Source organism: Pseudomonas medicaginis (genome assembly GCF_965119365.1).
Taxonomy (GTDB): domain Bacteria; phylum Pseudomonadota; class Gammaproteobacteria; order Pseudomonadales; family Pseudomonadaceae; genus Aquipseudomonas.
In genome coordinates, this window is sequence record NZ_OZ221631.1 from 2,639,786 (window position 1) to 2,657,343 (window position 17,558).

General features: G+C 63.3%; 12 protein-coding genes. 8 read left to right on the forward strand and 4 right to left on the reverse strand.

From position 1 onward, the window contains the following. Positions 1-241 precede the first annotated feature (241 nt). Together hglS and ACMTA2_RS11745 are read right to left on the reverse strand one after the other, a co-directional pair. Positions 242-1,618, reverse strand: coding sequence for a 2-oxoadipate dioxygenase/decarboxylase HglS (gene hglS, locus ACMTA2_RS11740; RefSeq protein WP_413794974.1), 1,377 nt, complete (start codon positions 1,616-1,618; stop codon positions 242-244). 123 nt (positions 1,619-1,741) lie between these two features. Continuing rightward, positions 1,742-2,671 (reverse strand): alpha/beta fold hydrolase, encoded by a 930-nt coding sequence (locus tag ACMTA2_RS11745; RefSeq protein ID WP_413794975.1) that lies wholly within the window; start codon positions 2,669-2,671, stop codon positions 1,742-1,744. A 265-nt stretch (positions 2,672-2,936) separates the two neighbouring features. Here ACMTA2_RS11745 and ACMTA2_RS11750 point away from each other — a divergent pair, with 265 nt between their 5' ends. Together ACMTA2_RS11750 and ACMTA2_RS11755 are read left to right on the forward strand one after the other, a co-directional pair. After that, positions 2,937-4,022 (forward strand): diguanylate cyclase, encoded by a 1,086-nt coding sequence (locus ACMTA2_RS11750; RefSeq protein ID WP_413794976.1) that lies wholly within the window; start codon positions 2,937-2,939, stop codon positions 4,020-4,022. A gap of 85 nt (positions 4,023-4,107) precedes the next feature. Further along, positions 4,108-5,346: a M20/M25/M40 family metallo-hydrolase gene (locus ACMTA2_RS11755; protein WP_413794977.1), complete on the forward strand. Its 1,239-nt coding sequence runs from the start codon at positions 4,108-4,110 to the stop codon at positions 5,344-5,346. 194 nt (positions 5,347-5,540) lie between these two features. On the opposite strand, the gene ACMTA2_RS11760 is transcribed toward ACMTA2_RS11755, so the two are convergent. Further along, complete coding sequence (locus ACMTA2_RS11760) at positions 5,541-6,875, reverse strand: substrate-binding domain-containing protein (protein ID WP_413794978.1); 1,335 nt, start codon at positions 6,873-6,875, stop codon at positions 5,541-5,543. A gap of 195 nt (positions 6,876-7,070) precedes the next feature. After that, complete coding sequence (gene xthA / locus ACMTA2_RS11765; RefSeq protein WP_003203684.1) at positions 7,071-7,883, reverse strand: exodeoxyribonuclease III; 813 nt, start codon at positions 7,881-7,883, stop codon at positions 7,071-7,073. A 177-nt stretch (positions 7,884-8,060) separates the two neighbouring features. On the opposite strand from xthA, the gene ACMTA2_RS11770 reads away from it, so the two are divergent. The 6 genes from ACMTA2_RS11770 to ACMTA2_RS11795 all read left to right on the forward strand — a co-directional run bounded on the left by ACMTA2_RS11770 (position 8,061) and on the right by ACMTA2_RS11795 (position 17,493). After that, positions 8,061-8,705, forward strand: coding sequence for a GNAT family N-acetyltransferase (locus tag ACMTA2_RS11770; RefSeq protein ID WP_413794979.1), 645 nt, complete (start codon positions 8,061-8,063; stop codon positions 8,703-8,705). Positions 8,706-8,770: 65 nt separating this feature from the next. Beyond that, positions 8,771-10,498, forward strand: a complete 1,728-nt coding sequence (locus ACMTA2_RS11775) for an autotransporter assembly complex protein TamA (RefSeq protein WP_413794980.1) — start codon at positions 8,771-8,773, stop codon at positions 10,496-10,498. Further along, positions 10,495-14,181, forward strand: a complete 3,687-nt coding sequence (locus ACMTA2_RS11780) for a translocation/assembly module TamB domain-containing protein (protein WP_413794981.1) — start codon at positions 10,495-10,497, stop codon at positions 14,179-14,181. Before ACMTA2_RS11775 ends, ACMTA2_RS11780 begins: the two co-directional genes overlap by 4 nt. 157 nt (positions 14,182-14,338) lie before the next feature. Next, positions 14,339-14,812: a MarR family winged helix-turn-helix transcriptional regulator gene (locus ACMTA2_RS11785; protein ID WP_122568152.1), complete on the forward strand. Its 474-nt coding sequence runs from the start codon at positions 14,339-14,341 to the stop codon at positions 14,810-14,812. Beyond that, complete coding sequence (locus tag ACMTA2_RS11790) at positions 14,809-16,278, forward strand: efflux transporter outer membrane subunit (protein WP_413794982.1); 1,470 nt, start codon at positions 14,809-14,811, stop codon at positions 16,276-16,278. Before ACMTA2_RS11785 ends, ACMTA2_RS11790 begins: the two co-directional genes overlap by 4 nt. 15 nt (positions 16,279-16,293) lie before the next feature. Then, the gene (locus ACMTA2_RS11795) at positions 16,294-17,493 is read left to right on the forward strand and encodes an efflux RND transporter periplasmic adaptor subunit (protein WP_413794983.1); all 1,200 of its coding nucleotides are present in this window, start codon (positions 16,294-16,296) and stop codon (positions 17,491-17,493) included. Positions 17,494-17,558: the final 65 nt, after the last annotated feature.

Consider the following 17,558-nt stretch of genomic DNA (forward strand, 5'->3'; position numbering starts at 1 on the left):
GCCCTGACGGTTATCAAGTGCTATGCCATCTTTAAAAAAACTATAGATATCAATAGGTTGGTTTTATCCAGGGACGCTATCCCCTGCCGGCGGGCAGCAAAGCACACAAACGCTTGCCCGACGCATTGCAGGTCCTGGCGGCTACCCGGGCAACCGCGACAGCCGGGCAGAATGACCAAGGAAAGGGCGTCGTGCTGCACGCCTGTCGGGCAACTTCTTGCCGTTTTCCTTCAGCGCGTTCCTATGCGTCCAATGCAGCCCTGCACTCATCGATGGAGCGCTGTTGCGTCTGGGCGTACAGCCCCAGCTCATCGATGGTCGCGCGCCCCAGCGCCGCCTCGAAAGCCTGGCGATTGGACTGTCCGGCGTAATGGCTCTGGGCGGCATCGCCGAGGTTCGACTGGAAGATGCCAGCGGCGCTGACCGGCAGGAAGTCTTCGTACACCAGGGGTTCGGCCCGCAGGTATTGCTGTTCGAGCAGGTCTTCCAGGGAGGCCGCTTGCCCAAGGGTGCCCTTGGCTGCGATGCCCTTGGGCGTCGGAAAATAACGGAAATACGCCAATCCCTGTCGGCGCAGCTCATCGTGGCTATCCGGGAAGGCGGCAAAGTGTTCCGCCATCAGCGCGTTGTAGCGCTCGGCGTTGGCTTCGTTGGGAAACGCCCCCAGTGCATCGCGTGCGGCATTGAGTAATTGGTCATAGAGTGCGCGGCCCTTGGGCGTAAGCGCGGCGCCACGTTGTTCGATCTCGCCGAAGCGGGCGCTATGGCTGCCTTGGGCCTGTGGCTGGTCGGTGAATGCAACGGGCTCGTCCAGGGCCTTGAAGCTGGTCTGGCGCAGCAGGATCGGGCATCGGCGACGGGGCGGGCCTTCGATCACCGCCTTGGGAGTGATGCCCTGCACGGGCATCTGCGCCTGGACGATGTCGATGTCCAGGGTGCGTGGCGTCAGGTGATTGATGTGTGGGCCCTTGAACGCCACCACATCGGCGATCAGGCGATGCTGGGCACTCAACTGCCGGTAGTGTTCGGCGGTTACCGTGGCGCTGTGGTGCCAGCGAAAGGTTTCCAGGGACTGCAGGACAAAGTCCTCGGCCTGGGCTTCGGTCAGGCCACCCTGGCGTTCGGCCAGGTCAATGAGCTCAAGGGCCCCGGGGGTGAAGATCTGCCGTTGCTCCAACACCGACTCGGCAAAGGCACGAAGCTCGGCATTCTCGATCAGCTCCAGGCGCAGCAGCGAGGTAAACACCCGGAACGGGCTGATTTGCAAGGCACTTTCATGCACTGCGCGGAAGGCTGTGGAATGCACCGGCACCCCGGCTGGCGTGAGGTCGTAGTAGCCCACCGGCTGCATGCCCATGACGGCGAACAGTCGTCCCAGGGTCGCCAGCTCGGCGGCGGTGCCAACGCGGATCGCACCGTGGCGCTCCAGGTCCAGGCGTTCGAGTTCGCCGGTGCTGCGCAGGTGCGCGGCCAGCTCCGGCTGTTCGGCCAGCACCTGGGCGTTGGTGTGTTCCACCAGCTTCATCAGGGCGCCGTACAGCGGCACCTCGTCGCGGTACATGTCGGACATCGCTCTGGAGAAGCGTTGGCGGATCAAGTCGGGGCTGACGAAGCTCATCGTAAGAATTCCTGGCGAAGGCGGTGGGAAAGTTGGACGAAAGATCGCAGCCTTCGCCGGCCCCGGCAAACGAAGAATCTTCAGGACTTCATTCTGCCAGGGACTGATCCACCCGCTCGATGCTTACTGCCTCAGCCCGCTGAGAAAACCACGGTACAGCGCAGCGGTTCTCCCCGGTTGTTCGATCATGGGCAGGTGGCCGATCCCGTCCCAGATTTCCACGCGCAAGTCGGCGATGCCCTTGCTCCACACTGGCACGCTGCTGACGTCGATCACCCGGTCCTGGCGGCCCCAGAGCAGCAGCGAAGGGGCGCGGATGTCGGCCAAGTGGGACTCCATCGACGGGCTGGCGCGAAAGTCGGTGTAGATCTCCGCCAGTTCTTCGCGGTGCTGCATATAACGCTCGGCCACGGCCGCCATCACCACGCCCGGCACCCAGGGTGGCGAGGCCATGGTCATTGCGTAGAACGGCATGAATTCTTCCTGCGAATGCACCAGGGAGGGGTTACGCCCGGCGGCCAATTGGCGGTCCATGTCGCTGGGCTGGGGCGCGGTGACGCCGGCTGGATTGAGCAGCGCCAGGGTCAGTACGCGTTCAGGCGACGTTGCCGCCAGCCACGCGGCGAGATGCCCCCCCATGGAATTGCCGATCACATGGACCTTGTCCAGGCCGCAGGCGTCGAGCAACTCGATGATCCGTCGTGCCTGGGTTGGGATGTCGTAGCCGCCGCCAGCCTTGAAGCCGGTTTCGCCATGGCCGGGGAGGTCGGGGATCACCACCCTATAGTCGCCGACAAAATGCCGGGCAACCCGCAGCCAGAGGTTCTTGTCGCCGCTGTAGCCGTGCAGCATCAGAATGCTGGCGGACGCTTCATAGGGCCCGCCCTGCCAGGTCGACACGGTCATTTCGCTGATGGGCACGGTGATTTTGCGCAACCGGTAAAGGCGTGCCTCCAAGGCCATGTTCATGTCGTAGATCACATGGCCGATGCCGGGGTACGTCAACCAGCTCCAGGCGATAAGTACAGCGAGAACTACCAACAACACCAGCATGTTTTGCCCTCCATGGGCTGCGACAGAATGTGATTAATCGGATCAGTCGGTGATAAGTGAAGCTTAAATCCGAAGCATCGGTGCCCAGGGGCCTCCTTTCCGAAGGCTCACGGATTCCTTGTCATATATAGCCAAAATCCCAGCAGAGTCTCGCATTTGAATGTGAATAAATACCCCTGCATCAATGGTGGCTATTTGATGCTGCCCTGATAGACTCCAGGCAACCCCATCCCGATGACTCGGGACCCGCGGTGCAGAGGCGTCCATGCAAAAACCGGGAAAAAAGGGACTGTCGTTGGCCAGGAGGCTCTATGTATCGCGCACCCTGGGCCTGACGCTGGGGTTGCTGCTGGTCAGCGCCGCACTTTATCCCCTCGATCCGGCACCCTGGGTCTGGGGCTTCATGCTGTTCAATGGCCTGCTCTGGCCGCACCTGTCTTATTGGTGGGCCCGCCGCAGCGCGGTGCCTTACCACGCCGAACACCGCAATCTGCTGATCGATGCCTTTCTCGGCGGCGTCTGGGTCGTGGCGATGCAATTCAACCCGCTGCCCACGGCCGTCACGCTGGCGATGATGGCGATGAACAACGTCGCCATCGGTGGCCTGCGTTTCCTGCTCGTTGGGGTGATGGCTCAGGTGGCGGGCATCGCCGTGGGCACGCTCATCTTCCCGCTGACCAGCGTGCCCATGACCAGCCCGGCGCAGATCTACGCGTGTCTGCCACTGCTGTGCTTGTATCCGATGGCACTGGGTTGGATCTGCTTTCGCCAGGCCCACACCCTGGGCCGGCAAAAGCGTGAACTGCTGGCCCTGAGTCGTACCGACAGCCTGACCGGGTTGCTGAACCATGGCGCCTGGAAAGATCGCCTCAACGAGGAATTCCAGCGTTGCGTGCGCCAACCAGCAGACGGGACGCCCCGTGGCGCGATTGCATTGATCGACATCGACCATTTCAAGATCATCAATGACACCTATGGCCACGGGGCCGGCGACATCGTGCTGCGTCAGCTTGGCAAGCTGCTCAGGCAGAACCTGCGCTCCGCCGACATTGTCGGGCGTTATGGTGGCGACGAGTTCGGCGTGATTTTGCCGGACTTGACCCAACACAACGCGGTGCAGGCCATGGACGGTTTGCGCGAGCGCTTCGCGACCCTCAGCTACGAGCGGGACCCGGCGCTGAAAGTGAGCCTGAGTATTGGCGTTGCGGTCTTCAACCCGGCTTATGCCGACGCGACCCTCTGGCTCAACGATGCAGACCAGGCGCTGTACGAAGCCAAGACCAGCGGGCGCAACCGGGTCATTTGCCACCGCCATCGACCACTGTTGGAAGCGTCGACCGTTTCTGTCTGAGATGACCTCTTGCTGCCTGGAGCCTTGGTTCATTGTCGGGTAGGGTGCCCATGGCACTCTCTCGATACGGAACAAGGATGAAATCATGACGATGACCGCTGTTCGCTCCCGTCTGGCCGTCAGCCTCGGCCTGAGCCTGGCCCTTGGCGCCTTCACCCCCATGGCCTTTGCCCAACCCCATCAACAAATCCTGACCGACGCGCAGCAGTACAAGGGCGAGGCCCTGAAGTTGCTGGAGCGGCTGGTGAATATCGACTCCGGCTCCGGGTACGTGCCGGGGCTGACCCAGGTCGGCGACATTGCCATCGACGAGCTGAAAAAGTTGGGTGCGTCCATTGAGAAAGTGCCGAACTCGGACGGTACCCAGCACATCCTGGCGACCCTCAAGGGCACCGGTAAAGCGAAAATCCTGCTGATGGCCCACATGGACACGGTGTTCAAGGAGGGCTCGGCCGCCGAACGCCCGTTCCATATCAAGGATGGTCGCGCCTACGGGCCGGGAGTGATGGACGACAAGGGCGGCATCGTCGCGGGGATCTACGCCTTGAAGGTGCTCAAGAACCTGGACTTCAAGAACTACGCGCAGATTACTTTCCTGCTCGACGCCAGCGAAGAAACCGGCTCGGACGCCGCCACCGATCTGATCAAGAAAACCGCCAAGGCCCATGACGTGACCCTCAACCTCGAACCGGGTCGCCCGGCCGACGGCTTGGTGGTGTGGCGCAAGGGCAGTGCCACGGCGCTGGTGGAGGTCAAGGGCAAAGCGTCCCACGCCGGCGTCGCGCCGGAACAGGGGCGCAATGCGGCGATGGAAGCCGCACACCAGATCTTGCAACTGGGCAAGCTCGGCGACGCGGAAAAGAAAACCACCATCAACTTCACGGTGATCGAGGCCGGCGACCGGACCAACGTGATTCCCGACCAGGCGAGCGCCAAGGCTGATGTGCGTGCGGCGGTGCCGGAAGAATTCGACCGCATCGAAAAAGACCTGGCCCGGGTCTCGCAGGACAAGTTGATCGCAGACACCGAAGTCACCACCAGCCTCAAGCGCGGCCTGCCACCGATGCCCCAGACGGCGGAGTCGGACCGGTTGATGGCCATAGCCCAAGGCATCTATGGCGAACTGGGGCGCAAACTCACCGAGGAGGGCAGCGGCGGCGCGGCGGATGCCAGCCTCTCGGCGGGTGTCGGCACGCCGACGCTGGATGGTTTTGGCATCGTCGGTGGCAACATTCATACGCCGGAGGAGTACGCGGAAGTCGAGAGCGTAGTGCCCAGGATTTATCTGCTGTCGCGGATGATCATGGAATTGGCTAATCGATAGCATTCAGCGCTGAAAACAACCTGCGGCAAGGACAAACTCCTGTGGCGAGGGGATTTATCCCCGTTGGGCTGCGCAGTAGCCCCACACCAGACATCACGGAAAAACAGATGAACCGCGCAAGCCGGATTACGACTGCTGCGCAGCCGAGCGGGAGCAAGCTCCCTCGCCACAGTGGTTTGCGACGCTTGGCGGGTTCAGTACACCCACACCTCCACCCGCCGGTTCCTGATCCGTCCTTCATCTTCGCTGTTGGCCGCCACCGGCATCAGTGCACCGAAGCCACGCACCTCGCGCAGTGTCACGCCGTTCTTGACCAGTTCACGGCGTACCGCCATGGCCCGCAGTTTGGAGAGCAGGTCGGCTCGCGCCGGGTCGTCCTTGGCATCGCCAAAACCCACCAGCGTCACGCGTCGGTCGAGCTTGCCGTGTTGCTTTATATAGTCAAGCACGCGGGCCAGGTCTTGGTGGGCCTTGTTGTCCAGGCTGGCGCTGCCTTCTTCGAAGCGGAAGTTCACGGTCAAGCGTTGGGCGTGGCGGCTCAGGGCTTGGTAACCCTCGGGCATCAGTGCATGCGGCGTGACGGCCATGGCCTGGACGGTCTGGGCGATGAAGCCGTTGGCCGCGACGATGGCCTGGCCTTTGTCGCTTTGGGTGAACGCCACCAATGCCTCGGCCCAGGGGTTGGCGTCCCGGGGCGGTAAATAGAAGAACAGGCGCCGGGAGAGAGGGTAGTCCTCGGTGGCGATCAGGTGGTTGAGCGGCAGCATGGGTTGTGAAGCCCCGTCGACAATCGCCAGCGCCTTGGCCTGTCGCACGTAGGGCAAGCCGATGAAACCGATGCCTTGCCGATCCTGGCTGACCGCGTCGGACAGCTGTTCGCTGGACTCGAAGCGCAGCGCTGTAGGATCCAGCTGTTTTCCCTGGCGGTTAAGCACCAGTTCCTTGAAGGTGTCGTAAGTACCGGACTGATCATCCCGGGCATACAGATGAATGGGGCCGCCCGTGGCGCCGACGGCTTCCCAGGTTTTCGCCTCGCCGCTGAATATCCGCGCCAGTTGCGCGGTATCGAGTTGGCGTAGCGGGTTGTGGGGGTGAAGGATGATCGCCAGGCCATCGATGGCGATGACCTGCTCGGCGGCAGGACTTTTCAGGTCGCCCAGGGACGACAGGTCCTTCAGCTCGTTGTCCTTGATGGGCCGGGAGGCGGCCGCCAGGTCGGCGCTGGCCTGCTTGAGGGCGACGAAACCGGTGCTGGAGCCGTGGGCGGCGATGTCGATCTGTACCCGTCGGCCATCGGCGGTCTGGCCGACGATGCGCTGCTCGTTGTCGCGACCGGTGATTTCACTGTGGACCTTGAGCAGCCCCTGATCCTCCATCAAGCCCCTGACCAGGGCCGGTCCCAGCGCCGCGCCGATGGTATTGGAGCCCTGGAGACGCAAGGCCGGGCCTTGTTCGGGGATAGGCAAGTTGCCCGCCCATGCCACGAACGGCAGCCAGAGGCCCATGAAAATCACAACACACAGCCGCATGCCGGCACCTTCTGAACCCGAGGACGTGCCGGAAGATTAAGTCAGTCAGGTTACTGAAAGGTGACAGGGGTGCGACGGAGCACCGAAATCCAATGGGGGCGCGAGCGTGCTCGCGATGACGGCGGCACATTCAAGATCAATGTGACGGCTGGGCCGCTATCGCGAGCAAGTTGGCTCCCACAGGTGGGGACGCGATCAGCTCAACTGCAACCAGATCGGTGCATGGTCCGACGGTTTTTCCATGCCCCGCAGCTCATAGTCCACGCCCGCGTCCTTGACCCGCGGCAGCAGGCCGTGGGAAGTGAGGATCAGGTCGATGCGCAGGCCGCGCTTGGGCTCGTCCTCGAAACCGCGGCTGCGGTAGTCGAACCAACTGAAACGGTCGGTGACGTCCGGGTTCAGGTGGCGGAAGCTGTCCACCAGGCCCCAGTTCTTCAAGCGGGCCATCCATTCGCGCTCTTCCGGCAGGAAGCTGCACTTACCGGTTTTCAGCCAGCGCTTCATGTTGTCCGGGCCGATGCCGATGTCGCAGTCTTCCGGGGAAATGTTCACGTCCCCCATCACCACCACTGGCTGGTCGTTGCTGAAGCGGCTTTCCAGCAGTTGCTGCAAATCGCTGTAGAAACGTTCTTTGGCCGGGAATTTGGTCGGGTGGTCGCGGCTTTCACCTTGTGGGAAATAACCGTTCATGATGGTCACCGGCACGCCGTTGGCATCGGCGAAGGTGCCCCAGATGAAGCGCCGCTGGGCATCCTCGTCGTCGCCTTCGAAGCCCTTGTACAGGCTCAGTGGCGCCTGGCGGGAGAGCAGGGCGACGCCGTAATGGCCCTTTTGCCCGTGGTAATGCACGTGGTAGCCCAGGGCTTGCACCTCGGCCAGGGGAAATTGCTCGTCGTGGACCTTGGTTTCCTGCAGCCCGATCACATCCGGCTGATGCTTCTCGATCAGCGCCGCCAGCTGATGGGGGCGGGCGCGCAGCCCGTTGATGTTGAAGGAGACGATCTTCATGGTCGGCTGTCCTGGCAAAACTGCGATGCTAGCTGACATGTGGGAAGGGAGCCAGCGTGGCAGTAGGACAAATGCGCTGCTAATGTCCTTTGCATGTAGGAACGATCACGACCCTATCGGGTTCGTACTCAATAAGAGCGGGGCCTCACCGAGCCTTGCCCCAGGAGATCCAACACCATGCCTGAAACCGCCATCGCCGACGTCCATATGCTCGACAGTGGTTATTCCCGTGAAGCCCGTTCGTTGCTGTACCAGGCCTATCGCCATGAGCCGACCTTCAGCTACCTGTTCGAATCCGAGCGACCCGGTTATGAGCAGCGGGTGCGGGCCACGGTGCGCGAGCTGGTCAAGCAGCATTTTCTCCAGGACCTGCCGGCCATTGGCCTGTTGGTCAATGATCGCCTGATCGGCATCGCCCTGATCGCCCCGCCGCAGCGGCGCCTGGGTATTACCGAAAGCTGGGCCTGGCGCCTGCGCATGGTCTTGAGCACTGGTTTTCGTTGCACAAGGCGCTACCTGGAATACCACGCGGCCGTGCTGGCCTGCCTGCCGTCCGATGCGGTCCATGTACTGCCGCTGCTGGGGGTGCACCCACAGTTCCAGGGCAAGCATTTCGGCGAGCAGTTGCTCACGGCGGTCCATAACTGGTGTGCAGTGGACGAGCATTCCCAAGGGGTGGTGCTGGACACTGGCAATCCGCGCTACCTTGAGTTCTATAAGCGCCAGGGCTACGAGGAAGTCGGTGAAGTGGCGGTGGGACCGATCCGCGAACATGTGTTCTTCCACGCCAATCCGCAGATTCTGCAAAGCGCAACCGCATAGTCGGGCGAACTTTTAGGAAATGTCCGGCTCTATCAGGCACCTACGCTCGTGATAGCATCCGCGCCATGAATCTCCCAGGAAGAATGACCGGCGGCGCGCTTTTGCTGTCTCTCAGTTGCGCGGCGCTGGCAAACAGTGAATTGGAAGTGCGTGTCCAGCCCTCCAATGACGAACTCAAGGCCAACGTAGAAGGTTACATCGGGGGCTTGGGTGATCGTGACGAGGAAGCCTTGCTGCGCTTCAGCCGCGGCGCCGAGGAGCAGGCGCGCAAGGCCGCCCAGGCGCTGGGCTACTACCAGCCGCAGATCGACAGTGAGGTCAAGGGCGGCAAGGACCCGCGCCTGGTGCTGACCATCGACCCCGGCGAGCCGGTGCACCTGCGCAGCGTCACCGTGCGCATCGATGGCCCGGCGGCGTCGCTCAAGGCCTTTCGCGTACCCAGCAACGCCGCCCTGAAACCCGGTGCGGTGCTCAACCATGGTCGCTATGAAGATGCCAAGCGGGTGATCCAGAACCAGGCCTCGCGCTATGGTTTTTTCAGCGGGCGCTTCACCCAGCAGAAACTCCTGGTGGACCCCCAGGCCGGCGTCGCCGACATCGAGCTGGTCTACGACAGCGGCCCGCGCTATGCCTTGGGCCCGGTGAGCTTCCAGGGTGACACGCCATTCGACGAAGACCTGTTGCAACGCATGGTGCCGTTCAAAGCCGGCACGGCGTACGACTCCGAACTCATCGCAGAACTCAACCAGGCACTGCAATCGAGCGGTTATTTCGAAGGCGTGCGCGTCGATGCCGCGCCCACCGCCGCTACCGACAACGTGATCCCGGTGGCGGTCAAGCTCGACACACGCAAGCCGCGGACCATGGGCCTGGGCCTGGGTTTTTCCACTGACGTCGGCCCCCGGGCCAAAGCCAACTGGACGCGCCACTGGGTCAACCCCCAAGGCCACAGCTACGGCTGGGAAGCGGAGGTGTCGGCGCCCCGGCAGAACGTCGGCCTGTGGTACGACGTGCCGCTGGACCCACCGCTGACCGACAAGATGCGCTACGCCGGCGGGTATCAATATGAAGAGCTGGCCGGTACCGACAGCCTCAGCAAACTGCTCACCGTGGGCCCTGAATGGCACAGCAAGTTGCCCAGCGGCTGGCAGCGAGTGGTGTCGCTCAAGTGGCAGCGCGAGGAGTACCGCCTCGGCGACGACGCGGGCCTGAGCACGCTGTTGATGCCAGGGGTGAGCTATTCCTACCTGCGCAGCGATAACCGCATCGACCCGCACAACGGCTACCGTTTGCAGTTCGACACCAAGGTCGCCAAGGAAGGGCTGGGCTCGGACAACAACCTTTTGTACGGCACTGCCATGGTCAAGGGACTGACCACGGTGTTCGACAAGCATCGCCTGCTGGCTCGGGCGCAGATCGGCGGCAGCGCCACCAATGGCTACAAGTCCATCCCGCCGTCCCTGCGCTTTTTCGCCGGTGGCGACCAGAGCGTGAGGGGGTACGACTACCAGAGCCTGTCGCCGGAAAACTCCGAGGGCGACCGAATCGGTGGTCGCTACATGGTTGCCGGCAGCCTCGAATACCAATATTCCATCGCGCCAAAGTGGCGGGTAGCGACGTTCGTCGACCAGGGCAACTCCTTTAACAGCCTGGAACTGCCCAGCCTGAAGACCGGTGTGGGTGTCGGCGTGCGCTGGGTGTCGCCGGTGGGGCCGATCCGCCTGGACCTGGCCCATGCGATGGACGATGAAGGCGGCATTCGATTGCACTTTTCCATGGGGCCTGAGCTGTGAAGCGTGGTTTGAAGAGGTCGCTGCTGGCGCTCGTCGGAGGGCTTCTGACGCTCGTGCTGGTCTTGGGCGTGGTGCTGGGCACGGCCTTTGGCAGTCGCTGGGCCCTCGGTCTGGTGCCGGGGCTGACCGTGGAGAATTTCCAGGGCCGGCTGGGCGGGCAGTGGAGCGCCGATCACCTGCTGTGGCAGCAGGGCGCCAGTGGGGTTGAAGTGGATGGGCTGATATTCGCCTGGTCGCCGCTGTGCCTGGCGCGCATGACCCTGTGCATCGAACAGCTCAAGGCCGACCAGGTCGCCTTGCAATTGCCGGCCTCTGCCGATGAACCGAGCAGCGGCCCGATCAGCTTGCCGGACCTGGACTTGCCGCTCGCCATCGAGCTGGGCGATGTGCAGGTTGGCAGCCTGTCTTTCAACGGCAGCGAGCAGTTCAAGGGGCTGCAATTGGTTGCCCATTGGACCGCCGAGGGCATGCAGATCGATTCGGTGCAATTGCAGCGCGATGAGCTGAGCCTGAAACTCTCCGGCCTGCTGAAACCGGGCGGTGACTGGCCATTGAGCGCCGAGGGCCGGTTGACCTTGCCGGCGCCGGGCACAACGCCCTGGGCGCTGGACCTGAAAGTCGACGGCAACCTGCTTAAGACCCTCAACCTCAAGGCCGACAGCAGCGGTTACCTGCAAGGCCGGTTGACCGGTGAGCTGCAACCGCTGGCGGACAACCTGCCCGCCCAGGTTCGCGTCACCGCCGACGGCTTCAAGGCCAGCGCCGATCTGCCCGATACCTTGTTGCTCAATCAGTTGGAGTTGACTGGCGAAGGCGATCTGAAAAGTGGCTATCGACTGCTCGGCAAGGCGACATTGCCCGCCGAAAAAGGGCCGGTGGTGTTGTTGCTGCAAGGCACCGTGGACGCCAATGGCGCGCAGGTCGCGGGCCTGGACCTGGACGCCGGCAATCAGCAAAGCCTGAAACTCAGCGGACACGTGGACTGGCGCGAAGGCCTGAGTGCCGAGGCGAAAGTTGCCTGGCTGGATTTCCCCTGGCATAGCCTTTATCCGCTGATCGACGAGCCGCAAGTGACGTTGCGCAGTTTCAACGGCGAAATCTCGTACACCGATGGCCAATACCTGGGCAACTTCCAAGCCGCGCTGGACGGACCCGCCGGGGCCTTCAGCCTGGACAGCCCGTTCAGTGGCGACCTGATGCAAATCCATTTGCCGCAGCTCAAACTGGTGGCGGGGCAGGGCAAGGCCGAAGGGCACCTGAATCTGCAATTTGCCGACGGCATTGCCTGGGACACCGCGTTGCAACTGTCGGCCATCAACCCGGCGTACTGGCTCGGCGAGCTGCCTGGGACCCTGGCCGGGCCATTGCGCAGCAAAGGCGCGATGAAGAATGATCGCCTTGACCTCGACGCGGATCTGGATCTCAAGGGCAAGCTGCGCGGCCAGCCGGCGCTGTTACAGGTCAAGGGCAGCGGCGCCGGCGAGCAGTGGAACCTCAGCGCGCTGGACATCCGCCTGGGGGACAACCGCATCAACGGCACCGGCAGCCTGCAAGAGAAACTGAGCGGCCAGATCGACATCAAGCTCGCACGCCTGGCCCAACTCTGGCCCCAACTGCGCGGCCAGGTGGTCGGTCGGGTCGACCTGGCCGGCACGCTCAAGGCCCCCCAAGGCAAGCTCGGCCTGCAAGGCTCGCAACTGGCATTGCGGGACAATCGCCTGCAAAGCCTGAACCTGGACGCGACCCTCGACAGCGCCCAGCGCGGCAAGCTCGACCTCAAGGCCAGCGGCATCCGCGCCGGTGAAACGTCCCTGGGCGTGCTGACCGTCAGTGGGCAGGGCGACATCAAGCGGCAAACACTCAACCTGGACTTGCAAGGGCCGCAGCTCGACACGACCCTGGCACTCGACGGCGCCCTCGACCAAGGCAATTGGCGTGGGCGCCTGGCCAGCGGCGAGGTGCAGGCCGGCGGTCAAGCCTGGCGCCTGCAAGCCCCGGCGAAACTGGAGCGCCTGACCGATGGCACGCTCAACGTCGGCGCTCATTGCTGGCGTTCCTTTGATGCCAGTCTGTGTGGCGAAGATCAGCGGCTGATGCCGGAGCCGAAACTGCGCTATCACCTCAAGCAATTCCCCATCGAAAGCCTGGCCCAGTGGATGCCCAAGGATTTTGCCTGGCAGGGCCGGCTCAACGCTGACCTGCAACTGGACCTGCCAGCCAGTGGCCCGAATGGCCGGATCCTGGTGGACGCCAGTGGCGGTACTTTACGGATTCGGGACAAGGAGGGCGATAAGCCGCAATGGCTGGACTTCCCGTACCAGACCCTGACGCTCAACAGCCGCCTGACCCCCAAGCGCATCGACACCGACCTGAATTTCGTCGGCGCCAGGCTGGGTGAACTGATGCTCCAGGCGCAGATCAACCCGCTGCCGGCGGGCAAGCCCTTGAGCGGTTCGTTCCGCCTGACCGGCCTGGACCTGTCCGTGGCCCGGCCGTTCGTGCCAATGGTGCAAACCCTCACCGGTCACCTGAACGGCAGCGGGACGTTGTCGGGTGGTTTGCTCGCGCCCCAGGTCAACGGCAACCTGGTACTCAGCGACGGCGAAGTGTCCGGGCCGGAACTGCCAGTCAGCCTCGAAGCCTTGCAAGTGCGAGCGATGATTGCCGGCGAAACGGTACGGCTCCACGGCGATTGGAAAAGTGGCAAGCGCGGGCAGGGCAGCCTGACCGGGAACATCGGCTGGGGCGAAGCCCTGACCCTGGACCTGGCCCTCAAGGGGTCGCAACTGCCGGTTACCGTCGAGCCTTACGCTGTGCTCGAGGTGGCACCGGACCTCAACATCACGATGCAGGGCGAGCAGCTATCCATCGCCGGCAAGGTCCTTGTACCCAAAGGCGAGATCACCGTTCGCGAACTGCCGCCGTCCACCGTCAAGGTGTCGGATGACACGGTGATCGTCGGCCACCAGACCGAGGAGGGCAAGGCGCCGATGGCCATGGCGATGGACATCGACGTGATCGTCGGCCAGGACAAACTCGCGTTCTCGGGTTTCGGCCTGACGGCCAACGTCCAGGGCCAAGTGCACATCGGCGACAACATGGACACCCGCGGTGAACTGTGGCTCAACGACGGCCGTTATAGGGCCTACGGGCAACGGCTGACGGTGCGCCGGGCACGGCTGCTGTTCGCCGGGCCCATCGACCAGCCCTACCTGGACATCGAAGCGATTCGCCAGACCGACGATGTGATCGCCGGCATCCGTTTGAGCGGCAGCGCCGAGCAACCGACCACGCAAATCTTCTCGGAACCGGCCATGAGCCAGGAACAGGCGTTGTCCTACCTGGTACTGGGACGACCGCTGAGCACGACGGGCGAGGACAACAACATGCTCGCCCAGGCGGCGCTGGGCCTGGGGCTGATGGGCAGTTCCGGGGTGACCAGCAGCTTGGCCAGTAACCTGGGCATCGATGATTTCCAGCTCGACACCCAAGGCAGTGGCAACACCACCAGCGTGGTCGCCAGCGGCAACCTGTCGGAAAAACTGAGCCTGCGCTATGGCGTCGGCGTGTTCGAACCGGCCAACACCATTGCCCTGCGCTACAAGCTCAGCAAGAAGGTGTACCTCGAAGCCGCCAGCGGCGTCGCCAGCTCGCTGGATATTTTCTACAAGCGCGATTTCTGAAGTCCTTCTCCAATCATTGTGGGAGCGGGCTTGCTCCCACATTTTTATCCGCGTTCGTCCGGCCATGCGTAGCAAGCTAACTATTTGTTTGACATTTGCTGCCTAAGCAGTAATATCTCGACATACATTCACTGCCTAGGCAGCAAACGGTGTCCAGATGAAGCACTTCACCCCTGACGACTTTCACAATTGTCACCTCGGCATGCTGCTCGGTCGCGCCGCGCTGCTCAAGGACCGGATCATCGACACCCACATGGAACCCGTCGGTATTACCGCCGCCCAGTTCAAGGTGCTGATCATCATGGCCCAGCACGGCATCGACACGCCGGTCGAGCTGTGTCGCTACCTGTCCCTGGACAGCGGCTCAATGACGCGAATGCTCGATCGCCTGGAGCAGAAAGGTTTCCTGGTCCGCCAGCGCTCGGCGGAGGACCGGCGCCAGGTGCAGTTGGTGCTGACCGAAGCCGGCCAGGCCCTCGCCGATCGCCTGCCGTTCATCGGTGCCGACGCCATGAACCAGTTGGCCGGCGCCATCAGTCGAGAGGAGCTGCAAACCCTCGAAGACATCCTCAAGAAAATACTGCTCGCCGCCGGTGATCCCATCACGGTGTTGCGATTGGGGGAGAAATGAAACGTCAAACCTTGCGTACCCGCTTGAGCCTGGTGCTGTTGGCCATGAGCCTCGCCGGTTGTGCCAGCTACAGCGGCCTGAAGACCGAAGGCGTCAGCCTCGAGGCCAAGAGCCTCCAGGCTGGACAGTCGCTGAACGGGGTCACGCTGTCGCCGGCCGCGTGGCCGAAAAGCGACTGGTGGAAAAGCCTCGGTGACCCACAACTTGACGGCTTGATCCGTGAAGCACTGCGCGATAGTCCCGACATGCAGGTCGCCAGCGCCCGGGTCCACCAGGCCAGTGCCGCGGCCTATGCTGCCAATGCGGCGCGCCTGCCGACCCTGGATGCCAGCGGCAGCGTCAGCCGTTCGCGCCTGGCCCGTGACCAGGACCCGCAAGGGCAGGGCGGGGCATACAGCACCTTGCGTTCGCTGAGTGTGGACTTCAACTACAACTTCGACCTCTGGGGTGGACAGCGCGCCGCCTGGGAAGCCGCCCTGGGCCAGGCCCGTGCCGCCGAGATCGATCGCCAGGCCGCGCAATTGACCCTGGCCGCCGATGTGGCCCGGGCCTACAGCGACCTGGGCCAGGCCCACATCATCCATGACCTGGCCGCCGAAGACCTCAAGCGCACGCGCCAGATGCTCGACCTGGGCAAGCGTCGCCTCACCGCCGGGATCGACAGCGAATACCAGTTCCAGCAGACCGAAAGTCTGGAAGCCAGCGCCGATGCGACCCTGATCGACGCCGATAAACGCCTGCAGAGCGCCAAGATCGCCCTGGCGGTGTTGCTGGGCAAGGGCCCGGACCGCGGCAATGAAATCGCCCGGCCCAACGTGCTCCAAGCCAGCGCGGTCGCCTTGCCGTCGAACCTGCCGGCCGAGCTGCTGGGCCGCCGTCCGGACCTGATCGCAGCGCGCTGGCGGGTCGAGGCGGCGAGCAAGAACATCGAGGCCGGCAAGACCAACTTCTATCCCAACCTCAACCTGAGCGCGGCGGCGGGGGTGCAGTCGTTGCTGGGCGATGCGATGTTCGGTTCGCCCAGCCGCTTCTTCAATGTGGCGCCGACCGTATCGCTGCCGATCTTCGACGGCGGACGCCTGCGAGCGGACCTGGATGCCCGGGACGCCGATTACGACCTGGCGGTGGCGCAGTACAACAAGAGCCTGGTCACGGCCCTTGGCGATGTCAGCGACACCATCAACCAGTTGCGCGACATCGCTCGCCAGATTGGCGCCCAGCAACATGCCACCGATATCGCACAGAGCTCCTACGACACCGTGGTCCAGCGCTACGGTTCCGGCATCGGCAATTACCTGGACGTGCTGAGCATCGAGCAGCAGTTGCTCCAGGCCCAGCGCCAACTGGCGAACCTGAATGCCGAGCAAATCGATTTGTCGATCCAACTGATGCAGGCCCTGGGCGGTGGTTTCGAAACCCAGAACCTGGCGGCTGCCACGCCGACCCCTGCCACGCCGACCCACTGATTCGAGGTACTTGTCATGGCGATTGCCGAAACGACTCAATCCCAACAAACGCAAGACAGCGGCAATCCACGCAAGCGCAAGGTCATGTTGTTGGCACTGGCGTTGATCGTCATCCTCGCAGGCCTGGGGGTGTGGGGCTGGCATGAACTGTATGGCCGCTGGAGCGAAAGCACCGACGATGCCTATGTGAACGGCAACGTGGTGGAAATCACCCCGCAAGTCACCGGGACCGTGGTGAGCATCGGTGCCGACGACGGCGACCTAGTGCGTGAAGGCCAGGTGCTGGTGCAGTTCGACCCGAACGACGCCGAGGTCGGACTGCAAAGTGCCCAGGCCAACCTGGCCCGCACCGTGCGCCAGGTACGTGGTTTGTACAGCAACGTCGACGGCATGCGGGCGCAGGTCAATGCCCAAGAGGCCGAAGTGCAGAAAGCCCAGGAAAACTACAGCCGACGCAAGAACCTGGCGGCCGGCGGGGCGATTTCCCGGGAAGAACTGTCCCATGCCCGGGATGACCTGATCTCGGCGCAGAACGCCCTGGCCAATGCCCGGCAACAGCTCAAGACCACCAGCGCCTTGGTGGACGATACCGTGGTGTCGTCCCATCCCGACGTGCAAGCCGCCGCCGCGCAATTGCGCCAGGCCTTCCTGACCAACGCCCGCAGTACCTTGATTGCGCCGGTCACCGGGTATGTCGCCAAGCGCACCGTGCAACTGGGCCAGCGGGTGCAACCAGGCACGGCGTTGATGGCGGTGATCCCGCTGGATCAGTTGTGGATCGACGCCAACTTCAAGGAAACCCAACTGCGCGACATGCGCATCGGCCAGCCGGTGGACATCGAAGCCGACCTGTACGGCAGCGATGTGAAGTACAGCGGCACCATCGACAGCCTGGGCGCCGGGACCGGCAGCGCATTTGCCTTGCTGCCGGCGCAGAACGCCACCGGTAACTGGATCAAGATCGTCCAGCGGGTACCGGTGCGTATTCACATCAATGCCCAGGAGTTGGCCAAGCATCCGTTGCGGGTCGGCCTGTCGACCCAGGTCAGTGTCAACCTGCGTGACCAGAGCGGTCCGGTACTGGCCCAGCAGCCACCGCAGAAAGCCTCGTTCAGCACCCAGGTCTATGACCGGCAACTGGCGGATGCCGACGCGATGATCACCCGCCTGATCCACGACAACAGCGCTGCGGCGAGCAAGACTGCGCAGCGTTAGTCAGTTATGGGATGAACCTGTGGGAGCGAGCTTGCTCGCGATGGCATTGGACCCGCCAGCATCGG